The 24,677-nt window shown below is 72.7% G+C and carries 26 protein-coding genes; 11 read left to right on the top strand and 15 right to left on the bottom strand.

From position 1 onward, the window contains the following. Positions 1 to 13 precede the first annotated feature (13 nt). Complete coding sequence (locus HOO61_RS00780) at positions 14 to 1,030, bottom strand: serine hydrolase (RefSeq protein ID WP_253941944.1); 1,017 nt, start codon at positions 1,028 to 1,030, stop codon at positions 14 to 16. A gap of 154 nt (positions 1,031 to 1,184) precedes the next feature. Between HOO61_RS00780 and HOO61_RS00785 the strand changes: the two genes are divergently transcribed. After that, positions 1,185 to 2,012 carry an oxidoreductase gene (locus HOO61_RS00785; protein ID WP_172256042.1) on the top strand — a complete coding sequence of 276 codons (828 nt, stop codon included), beginning with the start codon at positions 1,185 to 1,187 and terminating at the stop codon, positions 2,010 to 2,012. A gap of 8 nt (positions 2,013 to 2,020) precedes the next feature. On the opposite strand, the gene HOO61_RS00790 is transcribed toward HOO61_RS00785, so the two are convergent. Beyond that, the gene (locus HOO61_RS00790) at positions 2,021 to 3,190 is read right to left on the bottom strand and encodes a hypothetical protein (RefSeq protein ID WP_172256044.1); all 1,170 of its coding nucleotides are present in this window, start codon (positions 3,188 to 3,190) and stop codon (positions 2,021 to 2,023) included. Between the two features lie 120 nt (positions 3,191 to 3,310). Here HOO61_RS00790 and HOO61_RS00795 point away from each other — a divergent pair, with 120 nt between their 5' ends. Further along, on the top strand, positions 3,311 to 3,718 hold the full coding sequence (locus HOO61_RS00795; RefSeq protein ID WP_172256046.1) for a hypothetical protein: 408 nt from the start codon (positions 3,311 to 3,313) through the stop codon (positions 3,716 to 3,718). Between the two features lie 20 nt (positions 3,719 to 3,738). Here the strand turns inward: HOO61_RS00795 and HOO61_RS00800 are convergent, their stop codons facing one another. Further along, on the bottom strand, positions 3,739 to 5,112 hold the full coding sequence (locus tag HOO61_RS00800; protein ID WP_172256048.1) for an HNH endonuclease signature motif containing protein: 1,374 nt from the start codon (positions 5,110 to 5,112) through the stop codon (positions 3,739 to 3,741). A gap of 492 nt (positions 5,113 to 5,604) precedes the next feature. Between HOO61_RS00800 and HOO61_RS00805 the strand changes: the two genes are divergently transcribed. Then, a complete protein-coding gene (locus HOO61_RS00805; protein ID WP_172256050.1) occupies positions 5,605 to 6,288 on the top strand; it encodes a nucleoside/nucleotide kinase family protein in 684 nt (227 codons plus the stop codon). Between the two features lie 68 nt (positions 6,289 to 6,356). On the opposite strand, the gene HOO61_RS00810 is transcribed toward HOO61_RS00805, so the two are convergent. From HOO61_RS00810 to HOO61_RS00825, 4 genes are all read right to left on the bottom strand, one after another. Further along, the gene (locus tag HOO61_RS00810) at positions 6,357 to 6,692 is read right to left on the bottom strand and encodes a hypothetical protein (RefSeq protein WP_172256052.1); all 336 of its coding nucleotides are present in this window, start codon (positions 6,690 to 6,692) and stop codon (positions 6,357 to 6,359) included. 98 nt (positions 6,693 to 6,790) lie between these two features. Further along, on the bottom strand, positions 6,791 to 8,701 hold the full coding sequence (locus tag HOO61_RS00815; protein ID WP_216658497.1) for a hypothetical protein: 1,911 nt from the start codon (positions 8,699 to 8,701) through the stop codon (positions 6,791 to 6,793). A 369-nt stretch (positions 8,702 to 9,070) separates the two neighbouring features. Beyond that, positions 9,071 to 9,715: a response regulator transcription factor gene (locus HOO61_RS00820; RefSeq protein ID WP_216658498.1), complete on the bottom strand. Its 645-nt coding sequence runs from the start codon at positions 9,713 to 9,715 to the stop codon at positions 9,071 to 9,073. Continuing rightward, positions 9,712 to 11,133 (bottom strand): sensor histidine kinase, encoded by a 1,422-nt coding sequence (locus HOO61_RS00825; RefSeq protein ID WP_172256054.1) that lies wholly within the window; start codon positions 11,131 to 11,133, stop codon positions 9,712 to 9,714. Before HOO61_RS00825 ends, HOO61_RS00820 begins: the two co-directional genes overlap by 4 nt. Positions 11,134 to 11,336: 203 nt before the next feature. Here HOO61_RS00825 and HOO61_RS00830 point away from each other — a divergent pair, with 203 nt between their 5' ends. Beyond that, positions 11,337 to 12,524, top strand: a complete 1,188-nt coding sequence (locus HOO61_RS00830) for a zinc-dependent alcohol dehydrogenase (RefSeq protein ID WP_172256056.1) — start codon at positions 11,337 to 11,339, stop codon at positions 12,522 to 12,524. Positions 12,525 to 12,562: 38 nt separating this feature from the next. On the opposite strand, the gene HOO61_RS00835 is transcribed toward HOO61_RS00830, so the two are convergent. Continuing rightward, positions 12,563 to 12,802, bottom strand: coding sequence for a hypothetical protein (locus HOO61_RS00835; protein WP_172256058.1), 240 nt, complete (start codon positions 12,800 to 12,802; stop codon positions 12,563 to 12,565). 12 nt (positions 12,803 to 12,814) lie between these two features. Continuing rightward, positions 12,815 to 13,792, bottom strand: a complete 978-nt coding sequence (locus HOO61_RS00840) for an SPFH domain-containing protein (RefSeq protein ID WP_172256060.1) — start codon at positions 13,790 to 13,792, stop codon at positions 12,815 to 12,817. 135 nt (positions 13,793 to 13,927) lie between these two features. Here HOO61_RS00840 and HOO61_RS00845 point away from each other — a divergent pair, with 135 nt between their 5' ends. Beyond that, positions 13,928 to 14,860, top strand: a complete 933-nt coding sequence (locus HOO61_RS00845) for an acyl-ACP desaturase (RefSeq protein WP_172256062.1) — start codon at positions 13,928 to 13,930, stop codon at positions 14,858 to 14,860. 108 nt (positions 14,861 to 14,968) lie between these two features. Beyond that, positions 14,969 to 15,541: a cupin domain-containing protein gene (locus tag HOO61_RS00850; RefSeq protein ID WP_172256064.1), complete on the top strand. Its 573-nt coding sequence runs from the start codon at positions 14,969 to 14,971 to the stop codon at positions 15,539 to 15,541. A 16-nt stretch (positions 15,542 to 15,557) separates the two neighbouring features. Here HOO61_RS00850 and HOO61_RS00855 read toward each other — a convergent pair whose 3' ends face one another. Then, positions 15,558 to 15,746, bottom strand: coding sequence for a DUF1918 domain-containing protein (locus tag HOO61_RS00855; RefSeq protein WP_172256066.1), 189 nt, complete (start codon positions 15,744 to 15,746; stop codon positions 15,558 to 15,560). A gap of 80 nt (positions 15,747 to 15,826) precedes the next feature. Between HOO61_RS00855 and HOO61_RS00860 the strand changes: the two genes are divergently transcribed. Next, positions 15,827 to 16,216, top strand: a complete 390-nt coding sequence (locus tag HOO61_RS00860; protein ID WP_172256068.1) for a DUF2237 family protein — start codon at positions 15,827 to 15,829, stop codon at positions 16,214 to 16,216. Here the strand turns inward: HOO61_RS00860 and HOO61_RS00865 are convergent. From HOO61_RS00865 to HOO61_RS00885, 5 genes are all read right to left on the bottom strand, one after another. After that, positions 16,200 to 16,616, bottom strand: a complete 417-nt coding sequence (locus HOO61_RS00865; RefSeq protein ID WP_172256070.1) for a hypothetical protein — start codon at positions 16,614 to 16,616, stop codon at positions 16,200 to 16,202. The genes HOO61_RS00860 and HOO61_RS00865 overlap by 17 nt on opposite strands. Continuing rightward, positions 16,600 to 16,869, bottom strand: a complete 270-nt coding sequence (locus HOO61_RS00870) for a hypothetical protein (protein WP_216658499.1) — start codon at positions 16,867 to 16,869, stop codon at positions 16,600 to 16,602. Before HOO61_RS00870 ends, HOO61_RS00865 begins: the two co-directional genes overlap by 17 nt. Further along, entirely contained in the window at positions 16,866 to 17,534 is a 669-nt protein-coding gene (locus HOO61_RS00875) for a DUF2306 domain-containing protein (protein ID WP_172256072.1), read from the bottom strand. The genes HOO61_RS00870 and HOO61_RS00875 overlap by 4 nt, the downstream gene beginning before the upstream one ends. After that, positions 17,531 to 18,223: a hypothetical protein gene (locus HOO61_RS00880; protein WP_172256074.1), complete on the bottom strand. Its 693-nt coding sequence runs from the start codon at positions 18,221 to 18,223 to the stop codon at positions 17,531 to 17,533. Before HOO61_RS00880 ends, HOO61_RS00875 begins: the two co-directional genes overlap by 4 nt. A 125-nt stretch (positions 18,224 to 18,348) precedes the next feature. Further along, entirely contained in the window at positions 18,349 to 21,024 is a 2,676-nt protein-coding gene (locus HOO61_RS00885; RefSeq protein WP_172256076.1) for a LuxR C-terminal-related transcriptional regulator, read from the bottom strand. Positions 21,025 to 21,134: 110 nt separating this feature from the next. On the opposite strand from HOO61_RS00885, the gene HOO61_RS00890 reads away from it, so the two are divergent. Genes HOO61_RS00890 through HOO61_RS00905 form a run of 4 tightly spaced genes read left to right on the top strand, consistent with a single transcriptional unit; the run spans position 21,135 to position 24,662 of the window. Beyond that, positions 21,135 to 22,271, top strand: a complete 1,137-nt coding sequence (locus HOO61_RS00890; RefSeq protein WP_172256078.1) for an NAD(P)/FAD-dependent oxidoreductase — start codon at positions 21,135 to 21,137, stop codon at positions 22,269 to 22,271. A gap of 20 nt (positions 22,272 to 22,291) precedes the next feature. Beyond that, entirely contained in the window at positions 22,292 to 23,902 is a 1,611-nt protein-coding gene (locus HOO61_RS24715; protein ID WP_216658500.1) for a LuxR C-terminal-related transcriptional regulator, read from the top strand. A gap of 2 nt (positions 23,903 to 23,904) precedes the next feature. Next, positions 23,905 to 24,216 (top strand): hypothetical protein, encoded by a 312-nt coding sequence (locus HOO61_RS00900; protein WP_172256080.1) that lies wholly within the window; start codon positions 23,905 to 23,907, stop codon positions 24,214 to 24,216. Continuing rightward, entirely contained in the window at positions 24,213 to 24,662 is a 450-nt protein-coding gene (locus HOO61_RS00905; RefSeq protein ID WP_172256082.1) for an isoprenylcysteine carboxylmethyltransferase family protein, read from the top strand. The genes HOO61_RS00900 and HOO61_RS00905 overlap by 4 nt, the downstream gene beginning before the upstream one ends. Positions 24,663 to 24,677: the final 15 nt, after the last annotated feature.

Genomic DNA, 24,677 nt, shown 5'->3' on the forward strand with positions numbered 1-24,677 from the left:
GGTGCGCCCGACCCTAGGCACTGGCCGGTGGCTTGTCTCCCGCCGTGCGGGTGTAGGTCCAGAACGCCTTGAGCAGCTCATCGATGCCCGGCGAGCCGAGCACCACCTGCGTCAGCAGCACGGCGACGGTGCCGTCGGGATGGACGTACGCCGACGTGCCCGTGCCGCCGACCCACCCGTAGCGACCGACGACGTTCCACGGGTCGATCAGCTCGGTGTCGACGCCCCCGCCGAACCCCCATCCCTGCCCGTCGATGAAGAAGCCGCCCATCTCGCGGTGCTGCGGCGTCGTGTGGTCGGTCGTCATCAGCCGGACGGACTCCTCGTCGAGCACCGAGCCGCCTCCGGCCACCAGCATCCGGCCGAACGCCAGCCAGTCGTCCGCCGTGGTCACGAGCCCGCCCGACCCTGACGCGAAGGCCGGCGGTCGGGTGAAGACGCCGTGCGGCTCGTCGCGCACGACCAGCTCGCCGTCGTCGGCGCCGTACATCGTGGTGAACCGGTCCACCGTGCTGGCCGGGACGTGGAAGCCGGTGTCGGTCATCCCGAGCGGTTCGAGCAGGCGCTCGGCCATCACGTCGGCGAGGTCCTGCCCGGCCGCTCGGGCGACGAGCACGCCGAGGACGTCGTAGGACGCGTTGTAGGTCCAGCCGTCGCCGGGCTGGTGCACGAGTGGGATCTGCGAGAGGCGACGCATCCACTCGTCCGGCGCCGGTACCTCGTGGATGTCGTCGGCGGCCTGGTGCAGCTGCTCCATGAGCAGCGGGGTGACCGCTGACTCCCACGTGCAGAATCCGTGGCCGGCCGTCCCGGTGAGCAGGTGCCGGGCGGTGATGGGTCGCTCGCAGGCGACCGTGTCGTCGAGCGGGCTGCCGAGTGTCCGCAGCACGCGGGGCTCGGCGAGCTCGGGCAGCAGGCCGGCGACCGGGGCGTCGAGGTCGATGCGCCCGTCCTCGACGAGCGACATGGTCAGTGCGGCGGTGAGCGGCTTGGTGATCGACGCGGCCCGGAAGATCGAGTCGCGGGACATCGGAACCCCGTTCGAGTCCTGGGTGCCAAGGGTGACGACCTCGACGTCGTCCCCCGTGCGACGAGGGCGACCAGCCCCGGGACGTCGCCGGAGTTGACGTACGGGCGCAGCGTCTCCGCGAGGTCCGCCATGGCCGGGAGCCTACGCTCGGCGCATGACCTCTCCCGTCGCCCTCGTGACCGGTGGCTCGTCCGGCATCGGCGAGTCCACTGCCCGCGCCCTGCTCGCCCGCGGCTTCACGGTGTACGCCGTTGCCCGCCGCGTCGACCGGATGGCCGGCCTCGAGTCCGAGGGCGTGATCACCTTCGCGATGGACGTCACCGACGACGCCTCGATGGTCGCCGGCATCGACCGGATCGTCGAGGAGCGGGGGCGCATCGACGTCCTGGTCAACAACGCCGGCTACGGCTCGTACGGCGCCGTCGAGGACGTGCCGATCGACGAGGCGCGACGGCAGTTCGAGGTCAACGTCTTCGGTCTCGCCCGCCTCGTCCAGCTCGTCACGCCGCACATGCGCGCGCAGCGGTCCGGGCGGATCGTCAACATCTCCTCGATCGGCGGGAAGTTCTACGAGCCGTTCGGCGCGTGGTACCACGCCACGAAGTTCGCGGTGGAGGGCTTCAGCGACAGCCTCCGCATGGAGCTGCGGCCTTTCGGCATCCAGGTCGTGCTCATCGAGCCCGGCCCGATCCGCACCGAGTGGAACGAGATCGCCCGCGACTCGCTGCTCGAGCGCTCCGGCGACGGCCCCTACGCCTCGTACGCCCGCCACGCGCACGGTGTCATGGAGCGCTTCGACGAGCCGTCGCGCGCGTCGACGCCCGAGGAGGTCGCGGACAAGATCGTGAAGGCGGCCCTCGCGAAGCGGCCGGCGGCGCGCTACCCGGTGGGTCGCGGCGCCCGGATGATCACCACGTCGCGCGACCTGCTGCCCGACCGGGTGTTCGACGAGGTCGTCAGCCGGACGTACGGGACGCGGTAGCGGCACCATCACCCGACCGCCCGGGACGCGTCGGCGAGGTCGAGGAGCAGGCTGCGCGCGGGCTCGTGCACCAGGGCCGCCCACCTCGCCCAGACGTCGTACCGGCCCTCGCGGACGAGCATCCTCCGCGCGTCGGCCCTGGCGCCCGGTTGGAGGATGGCCGCCGCGACCTGGGCTGCATCGGACTCATGCACCGCGCCCTCCGCAGCGCGCCGCAGGACGCGGAAGGCCGCCCGAGGAATCTCGTCGCGACCCGCGCGGAGCTGCGCCGTGACCCTCTCGAGGTCGGCCGGAGCAGTGCCGATCCTGAGCAGCTCGATGCTGAGCACGTCGGTGACCAGCTCGTGGTCGGCGCGCATGAAGTCGCGCTCCACGAGCCTCCCCTCGTCGAGGATCTCCTTCATCCGCAACCAGGGCTCGGACGCCGCGGCCACGTCGCGGGCAACGTCCTCCGGTACGGCGATGGGCGGGGTGTCGAACATGAGGAGGTTGTCGACCCCGCTGGGCACCAACCGCCCGAGGACCCACCCCCCGGCGCCGGTGTTGGCCCGCGCTCCGAGATCGAGCACCTCGGTCCAGGTGTCGGCGGCCAGGTCCTCGACCCGCAGACGGCCGCCGGGCAGGCTCGGGCCGAGCAGGTAGCCGCTCAGGCGGGCTCCTTCCCACGACCGAGCCAGCGTGCTGTGCTCGGCGAGACGCCCTGTCGCGAGCTCGTCCACGAAGCGCTCCAGCCCGCCCAGCTCGTGGACGAGGACCTGGTGGAAGAGCCAGGACTCCGAGGCCACCCACGCAACCACCTTGATCGGGTCGCCGCCGTCGGCATGGCAGTCAGCGAGCTGGTCGTCGTGGAAGGTCTCCATGACGTACTTCAGCGCGAGCCGCTGGATCGTCCCCGTCTCGGTGTCCGGGTCCTCGCAGCGAACGGCCTGGTAGGCGATCCAGCGCGCCCACACCCGGTCGGGGAGCTCCTCGCCGAGGGAGGCAAGCTGGGTCAGGAGCACGTGGTGGCGGCTGCGCAGGTTGAGTGCCGGCACGGCCGCGTGCAGCTCGAGCGCGCGGGCCGCATCGCCGGACCGCTCGGCGGCGAGGGACTGCTGGACGAGGTCGAAGTGCGCCGCGGTCATCCGGTCGGCGACGCGCGGCCGCCGGCGGAAGCCGGGAGTGGGGTTCCGAGACATGCCTCCACCCAAGGCCCGCGAGGACGGCCGCCACAAGCCGCTCGAGCGGATCGGTGGACAGCCGCCGGGCCTGTGGAGATTCGTTCGCCACGGGTCTCGTCGGCAGGCAGTCTCGGAGTCATGTACGAACCCGTCCTCACCACCCAGACCGAGCTCGAGCACGCATGGCGCGAGCTCATGGGACCGTGGAGCCACGGCCGACACAGCATCTGGATGATGCTCATCGTCGACGACCGCCCGCTGCCCCAGCTGACCCAGATCGACGAGGCGGAGGCCCCACCCGACCCCGAGCACGTCGACGGCCTCGCGGACATCCTGATGATGCTCGAACGTGAGGTGGCCCCGGGCATGCGCGTCGCGTTCCTTCGCTCCCGGCCCGGCAAGGACGTCGTCACCGACACCGACCGCGCCTGGGCGACCAGCCTGTACGCCGCCGCCCGCCGCGCCGCGGTGCCGTGCGAGGTCGTGCACCTCGCCACCCGCGGCGCCGTCCGCCCCATTCCCGCCGACGTCGTCGGGATCCGGTAGCGCGTGCGTTTTGTCACGGCCTATCTGCGGGGGTGGAAGCGGTGGTCGCCGTTGGGGAGGCGTTCGGTGCGCCAAGTGGGGTCGTGGGCGCGGTGGTGGTGATGGCTGCAGAGCAGAACGGCGTTGGCGAGGTCCGTGGGTCCGCCGGTGTGCCAGGGGTCGTGGTGGTGGGCTTCGCACCAGGTGCCGGGGGTGTCGCAGCCCTCGGCACGACAGGTCTTGTCGCGGATGAGAAGGGCTTTGCGCTGGGCGGGGGTGAACAGGCGGCGGGTGCGGCCGAGGTCGAGGGGGAGGCTGTGGCCGCCGAGGACGGCGGGCAGGATATTCGCGGTGCAGGCCAGGCGTCGGGCCTGCGCGGCGGCGATGGCATCGCCGGTGAGCTCGTCGCCGGGGACGAGGCCGGCGCCGATGAGGTCGGCGGTGGCGAGGTCGGCCTTGAGGGCGTCGAGGTCGATGGTGACCACGACGGTGGTGGCGTCGCCGCCGTGCACGGGCAGGCGTGTGGGGTCGAGGGTTTCGAGGAGCTGGACGAACGCGTGGCCCATCCGGCGGGGGTAGGCCTGCCGGGCGACCGGGTCGTGTGCGGTCGCGCCGCCCTCCTGGGACCGGGTACCGGTCGGCTCGGTGTCGGCCGGCTCGGTGTCAGGCGGCTGGGGGCTGGACGGCTCGTCGGGTGCCTGAGGGGTGGCTGGCTGGGTAGTGGGTGTTGGCGTGTGGCGGGGGTTGGTGAAGGCTTCGAGGTAGGTCGCGAGGCGGGTGGCGGCGGCGTCGGCCAGTCGTGCGGAGATGCGGGTGGTGCCGTCGCCGAGGCGGCGCATGGTGAGGCGGGTCTTCTCGGCGGCGTGGGCTTCGAGGTCGGCCAGCCGGGCGGCCTCGGCCGCCTCGGCGATGTGGGGGGCGATGACGTCGAGGATGCGGCGCCCGATCCGGCCGAGCTCTTTGGGCCCGAACTCGCGGGCGTGGTCGACGAGGTGCTTCTCGGCCAGCGCCACCGTCTCGGCGTCCACGGCGACGGGCAGGTTGCCGAGGGCGCGTTCGATGACCCGCGCCTGCGCCAGGGAGGCGGCGCCCTCGCGCATCGCCGCGGCCAGGGTCGGGCGGTCACGGTCCAGGGCGGTCGCGAGGCGCAGGTCGGCGCGGGCGTCGGCGTACGAGCTGCGGGTGTGCCGGGCGAGCCAGCCGGCCGCGTCCCGGGCCGCGCTCACCTCAGCGAGGTCACTGGCGTCGGCCAGGATCCGCAGCCGCAGCTCGCCCAGCTGCGCCTCCGCGGCCGCCAGTTGGACCAGCGCCGTCGCCTTGTCCTCGGTGGTCATGAACGTCGGGTTCGCGTCCGCGACCGCCTTGAGCGACGCACGCACGTCGGAAGCCGCAGCGATGATCGGGTGACGGTCCACGAGCGGCCTCCTTTCGACGACAGGTCTCCACACCGCACACACCGTGCGGCAGGTCAACGGGTCGTCACGAAGGACGCCAACTGGGCCGAGGCCCTCGTAGCACACTCCCATCCAGGAGTTCACGAACAGCCTAGCTGAGATTGGCACTATTAGCAAGCATGTTCGACACACTTCGTCGGCCAGCTCGCCCCGCGATCGGCGTCCCGGGGGCTCGACCTGGCCACGCGAGGTCGTGCAGCACGACCCACCCGTCGGGCAGCGCTCCCAGCGCCCTCGCGACGGCGACCTCACCTGCCGCACCCTGCTCCCACAGCGCGGCCGACCGCTCAAGACGCGCCGCCTTGTCCCGCTGCCTGCGCGCGACGTCGTACGCCGACTCCCCTGCTGACATCACCTGTCAACCCCGGCGCAGGAGCCTAGGCACAAGCGGACCGGACCGCAGCCGATTCCGCCATGATCGGCCGCGTCGACGCCAACCCCTAGCCTCGAGGCATGCCTGCCGAGAGAAGCCCAGCCCGCAGGCCGTCTGGCACGACGACGCCCTCCCTCTCGGCGCTGGTCGACCGAGCCGCTTCGCTCCTCGACCGGCCCGGACGGATCGTGGTCGGCATCACCGGACAGCCGGGCGCCGGCAAGTCAACCCTCGCCGAGGACCTGATGGCGCGGCTGCGCGCAGACCTCGGTCCGGACGCCCTCGGCCACCTGCCGATGGACGGCTTCCACCTTGCCGACGTCCAGCTCGACCGGCTCGACCGCCGCGACCGCAAGGGCGCGCCGGACACCTTCGACGCCGACGGCTACGTCGCCGCCCTGCGGCGGCTGCACGACGAACCGGACCGCACGCTCTTCGCCCCTGGGTTCGAGCGCACCCTCGAGCAGCCCGTCGCCGCAGCCGTCGCGATCCCGTCGTCGGCGCGCCTCGTGGTCACCGAGGGCAACTACCTGCTCCTGCCCGACGGCGGCTGGGAGCGGGTGCGGCCACTCCTGACCGAAGTGTGGTTCGTGGAGGTGGACGACGCCGTACGCCGCGAACGGCTCGTGCGCCGGCACGAGGAGTTCGGCAAGACCCCCGATGCCGCCCGCGCCTGGGTCGAGGAGGTCGACGAGCCCAACGCCGACCTCATCGCGACCACCCGCGACGCCGCGGACCTCGTGGTGGTGTCGGACACCCACTGACGGGTTGTCTGCGCCTCGCGACGGAGCGCCGCAGAAGGAGCGGTCGGGTCACGGCAGCGCCGGGTGGGTCAGCTCCGCCATGCACGATCGGCGGGCTGTGTGCGCCCGGCTCCTTCGTCGACCAGGTGCGTCAGAGCATCGATGAGGACCTCGGCCTCATGGAGCGTGTACTCCTCGTCACCGACGTAGACGAGGGGGCTGTCCGCGGCTCCTGCCGCGGGCTCGAGAGGAGATGCCAGTCGAAGCACCGTGCCCTTGACCAGGAGGGTCCCACTGATGTGAACGTCCAACCCGTCCCGGTGCTCCGGATGACCGTCGTGGTGGGAGGCACACCAAGGCGGGCAGACACCCGCGGCAGTGGGATCGACAGGCTGTGGGCGACCGCGCCCCGGGTCGATGTCCATGCTCACCTCCTGACCGTCGCGCGGGTGCGTGTCCCTGCGCAGGTGCGAGGCCCCAGGTGTCCGACCTGAGGCCCCGCACGCTGTTCCTGACGAGCGGATCAGACGAGACAGCCGCCGAGGGCGATGGTCCCGTCGATCGTTGTGATCTTGTCCAGCACCGCCGCGTACTGGGTCTGCAGGCCGGTGACCACGGCCTTCTGGGCCGCAACCGCGTCGCGGTTGACCTTCTTGGCGCTCTCGAGCGTCCGCAGCGCCGAGGACTGGACGACGATCTGGGCGTCGATCGAGCTGAGCTCGGCCTTCGCCGAGGCGAGCGCTGCCTCCTTGTCGCTGATCTGCTTGTTGAGCGTGTTCAGCGAGCTCTGGAGCGGGGTCAGCTGGTTCTGCAGCGACAGGATGGTGTTCTCCGCCGCCGTGATCGAGCTGTTCAGCTTGTCGAGCGAGGCCGACAGGGTGGCGACCTCACCCTCGAGGCGAGAGACCTCAGCAGCCTCGGTGACGACGGCAGCCGTCGCGTCCGACAGCGTCGCCCGCAGCCCGGACAACGAGTCCTCCATGATCGCGAGCTCGGACTTCTTCGCGGCGATCGCCGCCTCCGCGGCGTCGCGGTCGCTCGTGAGGTCTGGCAGGGAAGCCTCGAGAGATGCGATCTCCACCTTCGCGGCGGCCACCGCGGCCTCGGCCTCGGCGAGGGTCGACTCAGCAGCCTTCTGCTCGGTCCTCGCATCGGCCAGGGTCTCGGTGGCGCTGACGAGCTGCGCGTTGGCGCCGGCCAGGCTCGTCTGCAGGCCCGGGAGCTGCTGCTGGAGGTTGCTGCTCTCCTGCTGCTTGGCCGACAGTTGGGAGTTCAATGTCGCGAGCTGGCCCTGCAGCTTGGTGAGGTCGCCGTTCAGGGCGGTGATCAGCGCGGTCTTGTTGTCGATCTGCTGCTGCGCGGCCATGATCTCCGCCCTCTTGGCAACGATCAGGTCCTGCAGCTCCTTGGCCCGCGGACCGCTCTTGTTGGCCAGCGCCTTGCGCTCGGCCTCGAGTGCATCGAGCTGGGCCTCGAGCGCGGCCACGTCGGCAACAGGGGTGGCGGTTGCCGCCGCGATCTCCGCCTCCTTCGCCTCAATCTCGGCGTTCTTCGTGCTGATGTCGGCCTCCAGGGCAGCGATCTCGGTCTCCAGTGCCGGCAGCGCGGCCTCGATCGTGGTGATCTGCTGCGTGAGGGTGGCGACCTCCTGCTGCGCGAGACGTACCCCCTCCTCGGCCTCCGTCACGGCTGCGGTCGCGGCGGCGACGTCGGCATCAGCGCTCCTGGCTGCGTCCTCGAGCCCCGGCAGGGCGGCGCGGGCGTCCGCCAGCCTCTCCTCTGCTGCGTCCACGAGCGCCTGCGTCTCACGACCCCCGGCGACCAGGACGTCGAGCTCCTCGGTCGCGGTGTCGATCGCTGCCACCTGGGCATCGACCGCGAGCTGCGCGGCGGTCGCGGTCGCGGTCGCGCTGCTGAGCCTGCTCCTCGCGGCCGCCAGGTCGACCTCCTTCGCCTCGAGACTCGTGACGACCTCGCGCTTCTCCGCCCTCAGGTCCACGAGCTGGCCCTGAGCGGCGCTCAGCCGTGACTCCAGCGGAGCGATCTCGTCGACCAGGGCGGCCTTCTGGACCTCCAGGGCCGACAGCTCCGTCTCAGCCGCGGTGATCGCAGAGGTCAGCGTCGCCCTGTCGGCCTCGAGCTTGGTCAGGGACATCGTCACGGTGTCGATCTCGCCCACCAGAGTGGCGTGCTCGGCGTCGAGCCTGGCGATCTCCTCCTCCGCAGCGGTGATCTGCGCGGTCAGAGCTTCCTGCGTCCTCACCAGACCCGCCCGCTCGGCCTGCAGCGTCGCGATCTGCTCGGCGTTCTGCCGCGCTGCTGCCTTCACCAGGTTGGGCTGGACACTGCCACGGTGCGCGAGCTGGTTGGTGACACCGTTGCAGATCCCACCCGTCGCGCCCGTCGCCGCCTCCGCCGGGCCAGCCAGCAGCAACCCCCCGAGCATCACAGGCGCGACGACAGCAGCGGCCCCACGCCGCCACCCCGTCCCCCCGGCCCCGCTCGTCGCCTTCTCGTTCACACGCTTCCCCACAACGATCATGTCCTCTATGCCTTTCACGGCCCACTGGCGAACCCCCACTGACCTCGCCCCCACCGGGAAGGTAGGCGCCCGTCGACGGTCGGGCCATGGCAATCAGCCCTGCTGGGCGTTCAACCGCGTAAACACCCCCACCTGAGGCGTTCAAACACCTGAACGTCCGCGTCTGCGAGCCGAGATTCCACCCCAGACCTCGCGGGCCGAACCCTTGAGGACGCCGCTGACCGAGCTGGTCGACCGAGCTGGTCGACCGAGCGGACGCGTTCACTCCCCGCGCAGCACCTTGAAGGCGCTCTCCCTGTCCTTCACGCGCAGCTTGCGCAGGACGCTTGACACGTGCACCCGAACGGTCGTGGGCGAGAGGAACAGGCGCTTCGCCACCTCATCGGTCGACAGGCCGTCCCCCAGCAGCTCCATCACCTCCCACTCGCGGGCACTGAGCCGAGCCGACGCACGCGAGCGGCGGGAGAAGCGGGGCGTCGCCGGCGACCGGAACTCCTCCAGGATGCGGCTGACCAGCGGCCGCGACAGGGGCGCCTCGCCGGCCAGCGCGCTGCGCAGCTCCTCGACGAGGAGGGCGGGATCGGTGTCCTTGAGCAGGTAGCCCGAGGCCCCGGCACGCAGCGAGTCGAACAGGTCCGCGTCCTCGGCGGACGCGGTCAGCATCACGACCGCGGTCGCCGGCAGCGTACGGGCGATCTCCCGAGCAGCGGTGATGCCGTTGCCGGGCATGTGGATGTCGAGCAGGGCGACGTCGGGGCGGTGCTCGGCAGCCAGTGCGACCGCGTCTCCGGCCGACGCGCCCTCCCCCACGACCAGGCAGCCGCCGGTCTCGAGGGCGGCGCGGATGCGTGTCCTCATGCGTGCGTGGTCGTCGGCCATCACGACGCGGATCGCATCGTCGCTCACCAGGTCACCTCCACCGTCGTACCGCTCCCGGGTGTGGACCTCACGACGCACGTGCCGGGCAGCCGCTGGGCTCGCTCACGCATGCTCGTCAACCCGTAGCCGTCGCCGTACGCCGTCGAGCCGAGGTCGAAGCCGCGTCCGTCGTCCTGCACGACCAGTCGGTTGCCGACGGTCGTGGCCTCGAGGGTGACGCGGACGCACTCCGCGCCGCCGTGTCGCAGAGCGTTGCCCACCGCCTCCCGGACGATGCGGGCCAGACCGTGCCGCTGGTGCTGGTCAGCCCGCACGGAGTCGTCGAGCTCGACCACTACCCGGGCACCGTGCCGCTCGGCGACGTCACGGGCGGCGCGGTGCAGCGCGTAGCCGAGGGGCTCGTCGACGTCCCGGCCCAGGGCGTCCACAGCCGCGCGGGCCTCGTCCAGCGCCCGGTCGCTGGCGTCGAGGATGGACTGGACGGTGGGAGCGCCGTCCGCGGCACGGGACAGCACCCTCGCCTCCGACTTGATCCAGCTGAGCTCCTGCACGACGCCGTCGTGCAGCTCGCGGGCAAGGCGACGACGGTCCTCGACCACAGCGACGTCGGCCCGCGCAGCCCAGTAGCTCGTGATCTCGCGGGCGGCACCCACGAGGAGGCACGCGTAGCCCGCGGTTCGCAGGAGGTCGCCGGTGTAGAACCACCCGGAGTAGAGCGAGGGGAACAGCAGGTAGTTGACCCGGGCGAAGCCGAGCAGCGCGCAACCCGGCCCGAGCCACCGCACGACCTCCTCCCCACCGGCCCGTGCCTGGCGCATGAAGCCCAGCGAGGCGAGGAGGAGGCACGACGCGCTGAACGCCTGGGCGAGGAGGAACGCGGGGTGCCCGTCGATCACCGGGCGCTGTGCCGACTCCGGCGGCGTGGCCGTGACGGCGACCGGGAGGCTGTCCCTGGCGACCCAGAGGAGCACGACCGTCGCCGCCGTGGCTGCCACTGCCACGCCGGTCCCGCGGCGCAGCTGCTGGTGCGACAGCTGCCGGTGCGCAGTCAGCGCCGCTGCGACGAAGAGGCCGGACGCCACTGTGCGGACGACGACGGGGAGCCACACCCCCACCGTCTGCCGGTCGTCACCCGCGAGCCGGTGGACCACCAGCGCAGCGCACAGCCCGACCAGCGCCAGCAGGACGAGCCCGACAGCCAGCAGGAGGTCCTGCAAACGCTGGGTGCGCCGCAGCCGCCCGATGAGGAGATAGGCCAGCAACAGGGCGATGCAGGCGTCGACCGAGTCGAGCACCAGGTGCAGCTCGGGGCTGTGGTAGCCGAAGCGGAGGTAGGGAGTGCCCAGGATGATCGCCGTGCAGCCCACCCCGACCGCCCAGCCGGCAGCCGTCAGCACCGGCGCACCGGGCGTCGTCGTACGGCTGGTGGTGCCCCCCACAGGCATGCGCGCACTGTAGGTCGCGACCACGAGCCGTCAGTGGCGCTTTACGAGAACTGAACCGACGGTTGGACGTCCCTTGGAACTCGCCTACCCGTGGGGGTGGGTGCTGGGAGCAGACCGCCTCCACCGCATGCACCCCGCACCCTCGGGTACGGAACGCCTTCGACCACCCCCGACCACCCCCGACCCGAAGGCGGTTCAGCGCGATGAAGGCAGTCACCTGGCAGGGCGTCCACGACATGCAGGTCACGGAGGTCCCCGACCCCCGCATCGAGGAGCCGACGGACGCGATCATCAAGATCACGTCGACCGGCCTGTGCGGTTCCGACCTCCACCTCTACGAGACGCTGGCCCCGTTCATGGAGGCGGGCGACATCGTCGGCCACGAGCCGATGGGCATCGTCGAGGAGGTCGGACCCGGCGTCAGCAACCTGGAGGTCGGCGACCGGGTCGTCGTGCCGTTCAACGTGTGCTGTGGCTCGTGCTTCATGTGCGACCAGCAGCTCTACAGCCAGTGCGAGACCACGCAGAACCACGAGCACGGCACGGGCGCCAGCTTCTTCGGCTACAGCAAGCTCTACGGCCAGGTGCCGGGCGGCCAGGCGGAGTACCTCCGCGTCCCCTTCGCCGACTTCCTGCCCGTCAAGGTGCCGCACGAGCACGCCGACGACCGGTTCCTGTTCCTCTCCGACGTCCTGCCCACCGCGTGGCAGGCGGTGCAGTACGCCGACGTGCCCGACGGCGGCACGCTGCTCGTCCTCGGCGCCGGCCCCATCGGTGACATGGCGGCGCGCATGGGCGTCCGTCGCGGGCTCCGCGTGATCTCCGTCGACCGCGTGCCCGAGCGGCTCGCCCGCGTCGAGGCGTTCGGCGCCGAGCCGCTCGACCTCGACGATGCGGAGAACGTCGGCAGCGTGGGCGACGTCGTCCGCGAGGCCACCGACGGCCGCGGCCCGCACGCCGTCATCGACGCCGTCGGCATGGAGGCCCACGGCTCCGGCGGGGCGCAGGTCGTGCAGAAGATGACCGGGCTGCTGCCCGACGCGATCGCCGAGCCGATGATGAAGAAGGCCGGCCTCGACCGCCTCGCCGCGCTGCACACCGCCATCGACGCCGTACGTCGCGGCGGCACGATCTCGATCTCGGGCGTCTACGGCGGCATGGCCGACCCCATGCCGATGATGCAGCTCTTCGACAAGCAGGTCCAGGTCCGGATGGGCCAGGCCAACGTGCGCCGCTGGACCGACGAGCTGCTCGCCATGCTGGTCGAGGACGACCCCTTCGGCGTCGACGCGTTCGCCACCCACCACCTCCCGCTCGCCGAGGCGCCTGACGCCTATGAGCACTTCCAGAAGAAGGAGGAGGGCATGGTCAAGGTGGTCTTCCAGCCCTGACCGACGACTCGGACTGACCCCGCGACCCCCGTGCGGGGTCAGTCCTCCCGGTCCTTCGGGGGCCGCCCCCGTCTCGGCACCGGACCTGCGTCGGACGGCGCTCGGCCAGCATCCCGTAGCGACTCGCGCAGCAGCAGCTCGATCTGGGCGTTGACGCTGCGGAGGTCGTCGGCCGCCCAACGCTGGAGGGCGGCGTGGACGGCGGGGTCGAGGCGCAGCAGCACGGACTTGCGCTCTGCGCCTCGTCTGGGAGCGGACTCCCCCGCCTCGTCGCTCACGGGACGTCCCGGTCAGGTGTACAGCGAGCCGGTGTTCACGACGGGGGTCGTGCCGCGTTCGGAGCAGAGCACCGTGAGCAGGTTGGACACCATCGCCGCCTTGCGCTCTGCGTCGAGCTCGACGATGTCCTTGCGCTCGAGCTGCTCGAGTGCGCTCTCGACCATGCCGACCGCGCCCTCGACGATCTTCTCGCGCGCGGCGATGACGGCCGAGGCCTGCTGGCGCTGGAGCATGGCCTGGGCGATCTCGGGGGCATAGGCCAAGGCCGAGATCCGAACCTCGATGACCTCGAGCCCCGCCAGGGCGATCCGCTCCGCGACCTCGGCGGCGAGCTCGGCCGAGATGATCTCGGTGTCGCCTCGGAGGGTGACCTCGGTGACCGCGTTGTCGTAGGGGTGGCTCATCGCGACGTGTCGCAGCGCGGACTCGGCCTGCACGGCCACGAAGTCCTCGTAGTCCTCGACCGCGAACGTCGCCCGCGCGGTGTCGGCGACCTGCCAGACGACGATCGCGGCGATGTTGATCGGGTTGCCGTCGGCGTCGTTGACCTTCAGCTCGTTGGTCTCGAAGTTGTGCACGCGCACGGAGACGTTGCGCCGGGTGGTCAGGGGGACGAGCATCCGCAGGCCGGGCTTGCGGACCGTGCCGACGTAACGCCCGAAGAACTGCACGACCCGCGTCTGGCCCGGCGCCACGATCGCCAGCGAGGCGGAGAGCAACAGTCCGATGACGACGACGGCCAGGCCGCCGAGTATGAGGCCGATGCCGCCCTCGCCGGCGTCCGCGTCGATGATGCCGATGACCGTGAGCCAGCTTCCCAGCCCCAGGAGCACCAGGGTCACTGCGAGGCCCGCGAAGCCGTCGATCGACCACGCCACACGCTCGGTGACGTCGACGCGCGTCCCCTCGTGCCCGACGGGGTGCCCCGCGGGCGCGCCGCCCTCCGACTCACCGGTCTCCGTCTGTTGCACTGCCTGGTCCCCGTTCATGCGTCTTCCCTCCCGCTCAATGTGATGGCAAATAGATATCACATTTATGCAGCGACCCTATCCAGAGGGCCGTCCCCGGGTGTAGGCAAGGAGGGTGAGGGCGTCGCCCTCGCGTCCGCCGGACGAGGAGATGCGATGACCGCACTCGAGACCACCCACCTGCTGACCGAGCTCGAGCCGGTGGTGGAGGACAACCTCAACCGCCACCTGGCGATCGCCGACGAGTGGATGCCCCACGAGTACGTCCCGTGGAGCCTGGGCCGCGACTTCGCCGACCTCGGCGGCGACCCCTGGGACGTGGCGCAGTCGCAGCTCTCGCCCATCGCCCGCACGGCGCTCGAGGTCAACCTCCTCACCGAGGACAACCTGCCGAGCTACCACCGCGAGATCGACCGCGCCTTCGGCCGCGACAGCGCGTGGGGCACCTGGGTGAACCGGTGGACCGCCGAGGAGGGCCGGCACGCGTTCTGCATCCGCGACTACCTCCTCGTCACCCGCGGCGTCGACCCCGTCGAGCTCGAGCGCGCCCGGATGGAGACGATGGAGACCGGCTACGAGGCGATGGACAAGTCGCTGCTCAACGTCTGCGCGTACGTCTCGTTCCAGGAGCTCGCCACCCGCGTCTCGCACCGCAACACCGGGCGCTACACGGAGGAGCCGATCGCGGACAAGCTGCTCGCCCGCGTCGCCAAGGACGAGAACCTCCACATGATCTTCTACCGCAACCTCGTCGCCGCGGCGCTCGAGATCGCCCCCAGCCAGACGATGCGCGCGATCACCGAGGAGGTAGTCGGCTTCGAGATGCCGGGCAGCGTCATCCCGGGCTTCTCGCGCAAAGCGGTCCAGATGGCCAAGGCCGGCATCTACGACCTCCGCATCCACCACGACGACATCGTCACGCCGCTGCTGCGGCAGTGGGGCGTGTGGGAGCTGACCGGCCTCGACGCCGACGGTGAGGCGGCCCGCGACGAGCTGGCTGCCGCCGTCGGCGCGCTCGACGGCGAGGCGACGCGGTTCGTCGAGCGACGAGACGAGGCGGCAGCCAAGAAGGCAGCCCGACAGGCCTGACCGCGCCTCGAACCCAGGAGCCGGGGAGGGCCCGCTCGACCCCCTTGGGTGGGTGATGACGTGCGCCCGACGACCGGCCTACAGTCGAAGGTCGGCAGGAGGTGCGCGATGGCCAGGTCAGGTGACGTGCTGGAGCACCCGGTGACGGGCGAGCGGATCGTGTGGCTCAAGGTCGCCGGCGACACCGACGGTCGGCTCCTCGAGGGCGACCTGTTCGCCCAGCCGGGCGGTCACCCGGCCGCCACCCACGTGCACCCGCACCAGGAGGAGCGCTTCCGGGTCGTGCACGGCACCGTGCGGCTGGAGGTCGACGGCCGGGAGCGCGTCCTCGGGCCCGGGGAGACCGCGTCCGTGCCTCCCGGGCGGGCCCACACCTGGGCCAACGTCGGCGACGACGAGGCGTGCGTCCGCGTGGACTTCGAGCCGGCGCTGCGCACCGAGATGTTCTTCGAGACCTTCTTCGGCCTGGCCTCGGACGGCAGGACGAACAGCAAGGGCCTGCCCAACCTGCTGCGCATGGCCGTCATCCTGCGGGAGTACGACGCCGAGATGCAGCTGGCTCGTCCGCCCGCCGTCGTCCAGCGCGCGGTCTTCACGCCCCTGGCGCTGGTGGGCCGGACGCTCGGGTACCGCGGGTGGTACCCGCGCTACACGTCCGATCCCATCCCGCGGCCCCGTTGACCCGCCCGCGCGCGGCTCAACGCTGCGCGGGCACGACGTGCGCGTCCGCGCCCGGGTAGACGAGGCCCTCGTGGCCGTCGCTCCACTTCACGACGTACGGCGGTCCCCCGTCGTCCCCGCGCACCTCGACGATCTCCCCGTGCCGGGGGGTCTTGTCCACCTTGTTGCTCTCGGCGACCAGGCTGTCGCCCACCTCGGCCTTCATCTGTCCACCATGCGCCGCACTCCGGCCTCCGGACAAGGGACCTTGTGCCCCCTCCGCCACCGACGCGCGATGATCTCCCCATGACGGAGCGCAACGTCCTCGGCGGCGAGCTGGACCCCTGCGGCACCGACCCGCTCACCGGCTTCCACCGCGACGGCACCTGCACCGTCGGGCCGCACGACGTGGGCCTGCACGCCGTGTGCGCGGTGATGACCGAGGAGTTCCTCGCCCACCAGGCCTCGGTGGGCAACGACCTGTCCACCCCGCGCCCGGAGTGGCACTTCCCCGGCCTCGTCCCGGGGGACCGCTGGTGCGTGGTCGCCGTCCGCTGGCTCCAGGCGTACGACGCCGGGGTGGCCGCCCCGGTCGTGCTGTCCGCGACGTCGGAGCGCGCGCTCGACGTCGTACCCCTCGAGCTGCTGCAGGCCCACTCGGTCGACGTGCCTCCCGACCTCAGCGAGCTGGACTGACGGCCCTCCGCCAGACGTAGCCCCACGGCACCGCGGCCGCGATCACCACGATCAGCGTGCAGCTGGTGGCGACCTCGACGAACTCCGGTCCCAGGTCGCCCGACAGGGCACGCGGCAGGGCGACGAGCGAGAGCCACACCGCCTTCCACAGCACCTCGAGCACGAGCACGGGCAGCATCCACACGGGACGGAGGGTCCCGAGCAGCGCGAGCAGGGACATCGCGGTCAGCAGGCACAGGGTGACGCCCTCGTAGAGGGGCATGGTGTGCGCGTCGGGCAGTAGCGGCCACTTCACGAGCGCGAGCCCGACGCCCATCACGAGGTAGCCACCTCGCATCAGGTGGAGCCGCAGCGGGGTGAGCTCGCCGGCGACCGGGGCCGCCTCAGTCAACATGGTCATGGTCTTCTCCTTCTCGATCGGTCACTCGATGGATCGTTGGCCGGCGCCCGTCGACCTCGAGCGAGAGCAGCGTTGCCCCGATGTCACGCAGCCCCGCGAGCACGCCGTAGAGCTGGGCCTGGTCGGCGAGCCGGCCGGTGAGGGTGGTGGTCCCGTCGACGTTGCGCGTCAGCGCGACGCCGCCGAGCCGGTCGGACCAGTGGTCGTCGAGGTGTCCCTCGACGCGGATGTCGTACGTCGCCGGGTCGGTCATGACGACGCGACCTCGGCCGGCAGTGGGCGAGGGCGGGACGGCGTACGCCGCCGGGCGGGCCGGCGGATCGCCCACTCGGCGATGGCCAGGTTGATGACCCAGCCGGCCGCCTTGAGCAGGTCGCCGCGCAGCTCGCCGTGGCCGACCACTGCCTCGCCGAACCCCTGTGTGAAGACCTGCGTCCCGGCGGCGACCGCGAGCGCGTAGCCGCGGATCATCCACGCCCGGTGGGTCGCGAAGTCCCGGCGTCGTGCGGCAGCGACCCCCACCGCAAGGCAGCCGATCATCGCGGAGCCGACGACGAGTCGCAGGACGAACAGGAGCGGCCCGGTCCCCGGCTGTGGGTCGTGGAAGAGAGTGAGCCAGAGCGCCGAGCCCGCGACGAGCAGGCCGGCGACGGCGAGCACCCGGCCCGCCCTGCGGTGCCACCCGGGGTGCCGGCGACGGATGCCGGGCACGAGCTGGAAGGCGCCCACCAGCGCGAAGACCGCCGACCCGACGATGTGGACGACGAGCGCCACGGGCCAGCCGGCCCACCGGTCATCGGCCGGCATCAGGTCGGGGCCGCCGGCCAGCTGCACCAGCCGGAGGGTTCCCGACGTCACCGGGACGAGGCAGAGGGCGACCAGGGCTGCCGGGAGCGCCCACCCGGTGCGGCGGCTCATCGGACTGCGGGCTCGGCGACCGCGCCTGCGTGCTCGGTCGGACGGGAATCGCGGGAGGCGGCGTCGGCGGGGTTGCGCCACAGCGAGGCACCGAGACCCATGAGCGCGAGGCCCGCGGGGACCGCGAGCGGCCGGTTGAACGCCTCCGGCAGGACGGCGAGGGTCGCCGTCGCGACCGTGCTGGCGGCGAGCAGGGCCGCGGCCCAGCGGGCCAGGACGCCCGCGCGGAAGAGTGCGACACCGAAGAGCAGCCCGCCGAGGATGTAGCCGGCACCGCTGACGTTGAGGACCACCTGCATCGCACCGATGTCGCCGGCGGGAGCACCGCCCTCGGCTGCGTGCACGACGTCCATGACGTAGCCGGGGTCGGAGTCGAGCAGGGTCGGCAGCACGGTCGCGGCGATGACTTGCACACAGAGCATCGCGAGGTAGCCGACGGCGAACACGACGTACCCGACCAGCCCGAGGAGCCCGACCTGCCGGTGCTGGCGCAGCCAGATGCCGGTGATCCCGGCGAGCGCGAGGACGGCCATCACGGTCTTGGCGGCCGAGCGCGCGACCCACTCGCTCGTCTCGGTGTCGAAGGCCGACCCGGCGGGGTGGTTGACCTGGACGGCGACGAAGATGGCGCCGGCGGTCGCGGCGGCGGCGCCGGCGGCCCTGGCGAGGCCGGTGCTGGTGACGTTCATGGTGGCTCCTGGACGACGGGCCGGGCGGGGTGTCCGGCGATGTCCAGGACGCTAGGGAGCGACGTGGTGACCGCACATCACATCGTGATGTGACCGGCGATGTGACCCGGGTGGCGAGCCGCTCGTCAGAGAAGGCCGCGCTCGGCCGCACGACGCACGGCGGCCCGGCGGGTGGTGACGTCGAGCTTGGTGAAGATGTGCTTGGTGTGGGTGCGCAGCGTGTTGAGCGAGACGTAGAGCCGCTGCGCGATCTCCGGCCCGCTCAGCTCGGTCGCGAGGAGGCGGAGCACCTCGAGCTCGCGGTCGCTGAGCCCCTCGGCCTGCTGCCGACGCGACACCGGCTCGTCCCGAGCAGCCGCCGCGAGCACGGCGGCCGCCGGCTCGGTCCCGAGCGCCTCGAGCAGCTCCACCATCGCGGCCCCCTCGTCGAGGTAGAGGCGGCGGTAGCCGTGCTGCACGCCGCGGGCGAGCGCGTCCTCCAGCGCGGCACGCGCGGGCTCGCCCTCTCCCCGCGCACGGTGGGCGAGAGCCCGTACGACGTGCGCCTCGACCACGCTACCTCCGCGTCCGGCGGCCTCGGCCTCCGCCGCGATCCTCTCCGTCACGTCGACGACGTCGTCGAGGCGGTCGTGCTCGGCCACCAGCAGCCGGGCGAGGGTGAGCCGGTCGTGCTCGCCGAGGTGGTCGCCGTGCTCCAGCACCACGGCGTGCTGGTCCGCCCAGTCGCGGGCGTCGGCGAGCCGACCCTGGGCGATCCGGGTCCGCGCCCGCAGTGACGGGATCGGTCGGACGTCGGGGAAGTAGCCGGGCAGGAAGAGCGCCTGCGCCTCGTCCAGCGCGGCGACAGCACCGTCGAGGTCGCCCCGCGCCCGCAGCAGCGCGGCCCGGGCGACGTACGCGCGGTGCCGGTTCTCGAGGAGAGAACCGCGCTCGCCGAGGTCCGCCGCGGCCTGCAGGTGCGCCTCCGCCTCGGCGAGCGAGCCCTCCTCGACCAGCACGACGGCGAGCCCGACATGGAGGTCGCCGGTGGTCGACAGCGGTGGGCCGGGCGCGGAGTCCGCGGCCTCGAGGGCGACCTCCAGGAGGCGTCGCGCCTCGTCGGGTCGACCCCGCCCGGTGGCGATGTCGGCCAGCACGACGGTCATCCCGAGCCCGTCGGCGACGTTGCCGGCGGCCCGGATGTGGTGCTGCGCCTCGGCGAAGGTGCCCGCGGCGGCCGCCAGGTCCCCGGCTGCCCAGCCGGCCAGCCCGACGAAGCCCGACGCGGCGCCGAGCACGAAGTGGTCGTCGGGCCCGGCGAGCTCACGCGCCCGGCGCGCGCGGGCAGTCGTCTCAGGAACGGCGCCCCTGGCCTGGGCGGCGGTGGCCCGGTAGACCTCGATCATGGCCGGCAGGGTGGCCAGGTCCTGGTCGCGGGCCGCCCTCGCGCCCGCTGGACCGGCCGACGGCGTCCGAGCCGGCTGCGACGTGAGCGCAGCCTCGGCGGCGTCGAGCCACCGGTCGAGCCCGTCGAGGTCGCCCTCGGAGAGTCGCGCCCAGGCGAGGTGGGTCGCCAGCAGCGGCCGACGGCGTACGACGTCCTCCGGCAGCGCGCGCAGCCACGCGCGCATCGTCCGGTCCTCGCGTCGCTGTCGCATCCCGGGCACGGCGAGCTCGACCAGGTCGGCGGCCTGCTCGACGTCGTCGCCGGCCAGTGCGTGCCGGACGGCGTCGGGCAGGCGGTCGTGCTCGGCGTACCAGTAGGCGGCGCCGCGGTGCAGGCGTCCGACGCGCTCGGGTGCGTCGGCGGCGAGCCGCGCGCGCAGCGCCTCGGCGAAGAGGTGGTGGTAGCGCCACCACCGGCGTTGGTCGTCGAGCGGGACCACGAAGAGGTTCGCCCGCTCGAGCGCCTCCAGCTGCTGCTGCCCGCCGGGGCGACCGGTGACCGCGTCGCACAGCGGGCCGCTCAGGTCGTCGAGCACCGACGTGTCGAGCAGGAACGCCCGGACCTCCGTCGGCTGCGCCGCGAGCACCTCGTCGACGAGGTAGTCGAGGACGAACCGGTGGCTCCCGGCGAACGCCTCGACGAAGCCACCCGGGTCGGCGGCACCGGCGGCGAGAGCCGCGAGCTGCAACCCGGTCGCCCACCCCTCCGTCCGCTCCTCGAGCGCGGCGACGTGCTGCGGCTCCAGCCCGAGCCCCATCACGTCGTTGAGGAACGCCGTCGCCTCGGTGTCGGTGAACCGGAGGTCGGCGGCGCGGACCTCGAGGAGCTCACCGCGCGCCCGCAGCCGCGACAGCGGGAGCGGCGGATCGGCCCGCGTCGTCATCGCCAGGCTGACCTGGGGCGGCAGGTTGTCGAGCAGGAACGTGACCGCCTCGTGCACGTCGGCGCCGTCGACGACGTGGTAGTCGTCGAACGCGATGACGGTGGGACCGGGCAACGCGTCGAGGTCGTCGACGAGGCCGACCAGCACGTCCTCGGCCTGCACTGTCCGCTCGCTCTCGAGCAGCTCCACCGCGTCGGCGCCGACCTCGGGGGCGACCACCCGGACGGCCGCGACGAGGTGGGTGAGGAACCGGCGGAGGTCGGCGTCCCCGTCGTCGAGCGAGATCCAGGCGACCCGGACCTCGCCGGCCGTCAGCCACTGGGTCAGCAGCGTCGTTTTCCCGAACCCCGCGGGCGCCGCCACCAGCACCAGCCGGGGCACAGAGTCCCCGGCAGCCCGGAACCGGTCGCGCAGGCGGTCGGTGAGGCGGGACCGTACGACGAGCGCGCGGCGCGACCGCGGGACGCGCAGCTTCGTGCCCGGCACCCCCATGGCGCCAGCGTAGGTGCTGCGGACCTGGGTGCATCCACCCATGCGGCACCGGCGGGAGATGGGCATCGCGCCCGACGCGGACGACGTACGACGAGCGCGACGGTGAGGGCATGGACACCACCGACACCCGACCCACGACAGACATCGACATCGACACCGTGGTCATCGGCGCGGGGCAGGCCGGCCTCGCGACCGGCTACCACCTCCAGCGTCGAGGGATTCCCTTCGTCATCCTCGACGCCGCCACCCGCGTCGGCGACAACTGGCGCCGGCAGTGGGACAGCCTCCGGCTCTACTCCCCCGCCCACGTCGACGGCCTGCCCGGGCTGCCGTTCCCCGCCCCGCGCTGGACCTTCCCGGGCAAGGACGCGGTGGGCGACTACCTCGAGACCTACACGCGCACCTTCGCGCTCCCGGTGCGCCTCGAGACGCGGGTGCAGGCGCTCGACGCCGACGGTGAGGGGTACGTCGTGACCACCGACCGCGGCCGGTTCACCTGCCGCAACGTCGTCGTGTGCACCGGCACGTTCGGCCGCACGGGCTCGGTGCCCGAGATCGCCGCCGGGCTCGACCCGGCGATCCTCCAGCTGCACTCGAGCGAGTACCGCCGGCCCAGCCAGATCAACGACGGACCCGTGCTGGTCGTCGGCGCGAGCCACTCCGGCACCGACATCGCCTACGAGCTGGCCGAGCTGCACCCCACGATCCTGGCCGGTCGCGACTGCGGCGAGATCCCGCCGCGGCTCGGGTCGCCGGTGTTCCGCGTCGTGTTCCCCGTCCTGCTGTTCGCGTGGAGGCACGTGCTCACCCGCCGCACGCCGATGGGCCGCAGGGAGATGGACCACGTCCGCCACCACGGGGGCCCCATGCTCCGGGTCAAGCGGCGCGACCTGCTCGCGCGCGGCGTCGAGCGGACAACGAGCCGGGTCGAGGAGGTCCGGGACGGACGGCCCGTCGTCGACGGCACGCCCCGGGAGGTCTCGACGGTCGTGTGGGCGACCGGGTTCCGGCAGGTCTTCGACTGGATCCGCCTGCCGATCCTGGGTGACGACGGCTGGCCCCGGGAGATGCGCGGCGTGGTCGCCGACGCACCCGGGCTGTTCTTCTGCGGGCTGTCCTTCCAGTACGCCTTCAGCTCGATGATCCTGCCCGGCGTCGGTCGCGACGCGGCGTACGTCGCGGACCGGGTCGCGGAGCGTTCCCGCAGGCTGGGGAAGGCGACGCCGAGCCTGCCCACCGCAGCCTGACCCGTCGTAGGCTCGAAACCGTGAGTCAGGCCGCTGACCACTTCGCACGCGGCGACTGGCAGGCCGCGTACGACGCGTGGTCCCGCACCGGGCTGGACGACCTCAGCGCCGCCGAGCTCGACTCCTTCGGCGCGGCCGTCGAGCTGGTCGGGCCGCACGACGAGGTGGTCCGGATCCTGCAGCGCGCCTTCCGCGCCCACCTGCAGGCGGGCGACCTGCATGCCGCCGCGGGGTGCGCGTTCCGGCTCGCGATGGGCCTGGCCGAGCACGGCGAGCATGCCCTGGCCGGCGGGTGGGCCGCGCGGGCGGCCGAGCTGGTCGACGAGATCGGGGAGGACTGCACCGAGCGGGGCTGGCTGGCGTTCCTGCTCATGTTCCGCTCCCTCGGGGCGGGCGACCTCGCGGAGGCCGGGCGCTTGGCCCGCGAGGCGTACGACGTCGGCCGCCGCTTCCGAGACGCGGACCTCACGGCCATGAGCACGTGCGCGCGGGGGCGGGTGTCGATCATGACCGGCCGCTTCGCCGAGGGGCTGGCAGACCTCGACGACGCCATGGTCAGGGTCGTCGCCGGTGAGCTGTCGCCGGTGATGGCGGGCCACGTCTACTGCACCGCGATCGAGGGCGCCCAGGAGGTCAGCGACTTCGGCCGCGTCGACGAGTGGACCGCGGCCCTCGAGAGGTGGTGCGACGCCCAGCCGGGGCTGCTGGCCTTCACCGGGCAGTGCGCCGTGCACCGCGGCCAGCTGATGCGGCTGCACGGCGCGTGGGACGACGCGCTGCGCGAGTGGTCGCTGGCTGCGGAGCGGTACGTCGCCCTCGACACCCCCGCGGCCATCGGCCTCACCGCCCTCGAGACCGGCGACGTGCTGCGGCTGCGGGGTGAGCTCGACGCCGCCGACGAGTCCTACCAGCGCGCCGCCGACCTCGGCGTCGACCCGCAGCCCGGGCTGGCCCAGCTGTGGCAGGCCCGGGGCCGGTCGGAGGCGGCGGTCGCGGCGGTCGACCGGCTGCTGGCCGCGCCGGCCGGGCCGGTGGAGCGGTGCCGGACCCTGCCGGGGTGCATCGACGTGCTACTGGCGGTCGGCGCGGTCGAGCGGGCGCGGCCGCTGGCCCTCGAGCTCGAGTCGCTGGCGGCGGCGGTCGGGGCGACCGTGCTGTCCGCGGCCGCCGCCCGGGCCCACGGCGCCGTCGAGCTGGCCGCCGGCGACCCCGCGGGCGCGCTGCCCTACCTCCGCAAGGCCCACCAGCTGTGGCGGCAGTCGTCCTCGCCGTACGACGCAGCCGTCACGCGGCTGCTCATCGGCCGCTGCCTCCTCGCCCTCGGCGACACGTCGTCCGCCGAGCGCGAGCTGACCGCCGCCCGCACGGTGTTCCGGCAGGTCGGCGCGGCGCCGATGGCCGACCTCGCCTCCTCCCTCCTGGCCCCGGCCGCCCTCCCCGGCGGCCTGACCGCCCGCGAGGTCGAGGTGCTCCGCCTCGTCGCGTCGGGCCGCAGCAACCCGCAGATCGCGGCCGAGCTCGTGCTGAGCGACAAGACCGTCGCCCGGCACCTGTCGAACATCTTCGTCAAGCTCGACGTCGCCTCGCGCACCGCCGCAGCGGCGTACGCCTTCGAGCACGGGCTGGTGTGAGCATGGACACGACGCTGCCGGTGCTCGCGGGGACGGTCTCCACGATCGTCTTCGTCGGCAGCGTCCTGCCGATGCTGCACAAGGCGTGCCGCACTCGGGAGCTCTCGTCGTACAGCCTGGGCAACATCGTGCTCGCCAACATCGGCAACGCGGTGCACTCCGTGTACGTCTTCGCGCTGCCGCCCGGTCCGATCTGGGTGTTGCACGCGTTCTACGTCATCAGCTCCGCACTGATGCTGCACTGGTGCCTGCGCGCGCGGGCCGTCACCCGCGCAGGCGCCGACAGGCCGGCTGCCGTCGGAGTGGCGCGATGACCGTGCGGGGACGCGTCAGCGAGCTGGTCGACTCGGTCCCGCTGCCGGGCGAGACCGTCGGCGGGGTCGTGGCGGGCGTCCTGGCGCAGCGGCTGCGGCCGTGGACGCTGTCGCCCACCGTCCGGCCGGTCGGCCTCGCCTGCGTCGTCGCGGGAATCGGCCTGGTGGCGACGGCGTGGCGCGAGCGGGGCCCGGGCGACCTGGAGCACCCGGTCGTCCTCGTCACCACGGGCGTGCACGCGCGGACCCGCAACCCGATCTACGTCGGCTTCGCCCTCGCCCACCTCGGCCTGGCTGCGGTGGCCCGAAACGGCTGGATGCTGGCCACGTGCCCCATCAGCGCAGTGCTCGTGCACCGCTGGGTGCCGCGCGAGGAGGCTCTGCTCCACGAGCTGTTCGGCGCCGAGTACGACGCCTACCGGGCCCGGGTGCCGCGCTACCTGTGAGGCGGTCCAGACCGA

Origin of the sequence: Nocardioides sp. zg-1230 (assembly GCF_013155335.1) — a bacterium.
Classification (GTDB): Bacteria; Actinomycetota; Actinomycetes; order Propionibacteriales; family Nocardioidaceae; genus Nocardioides.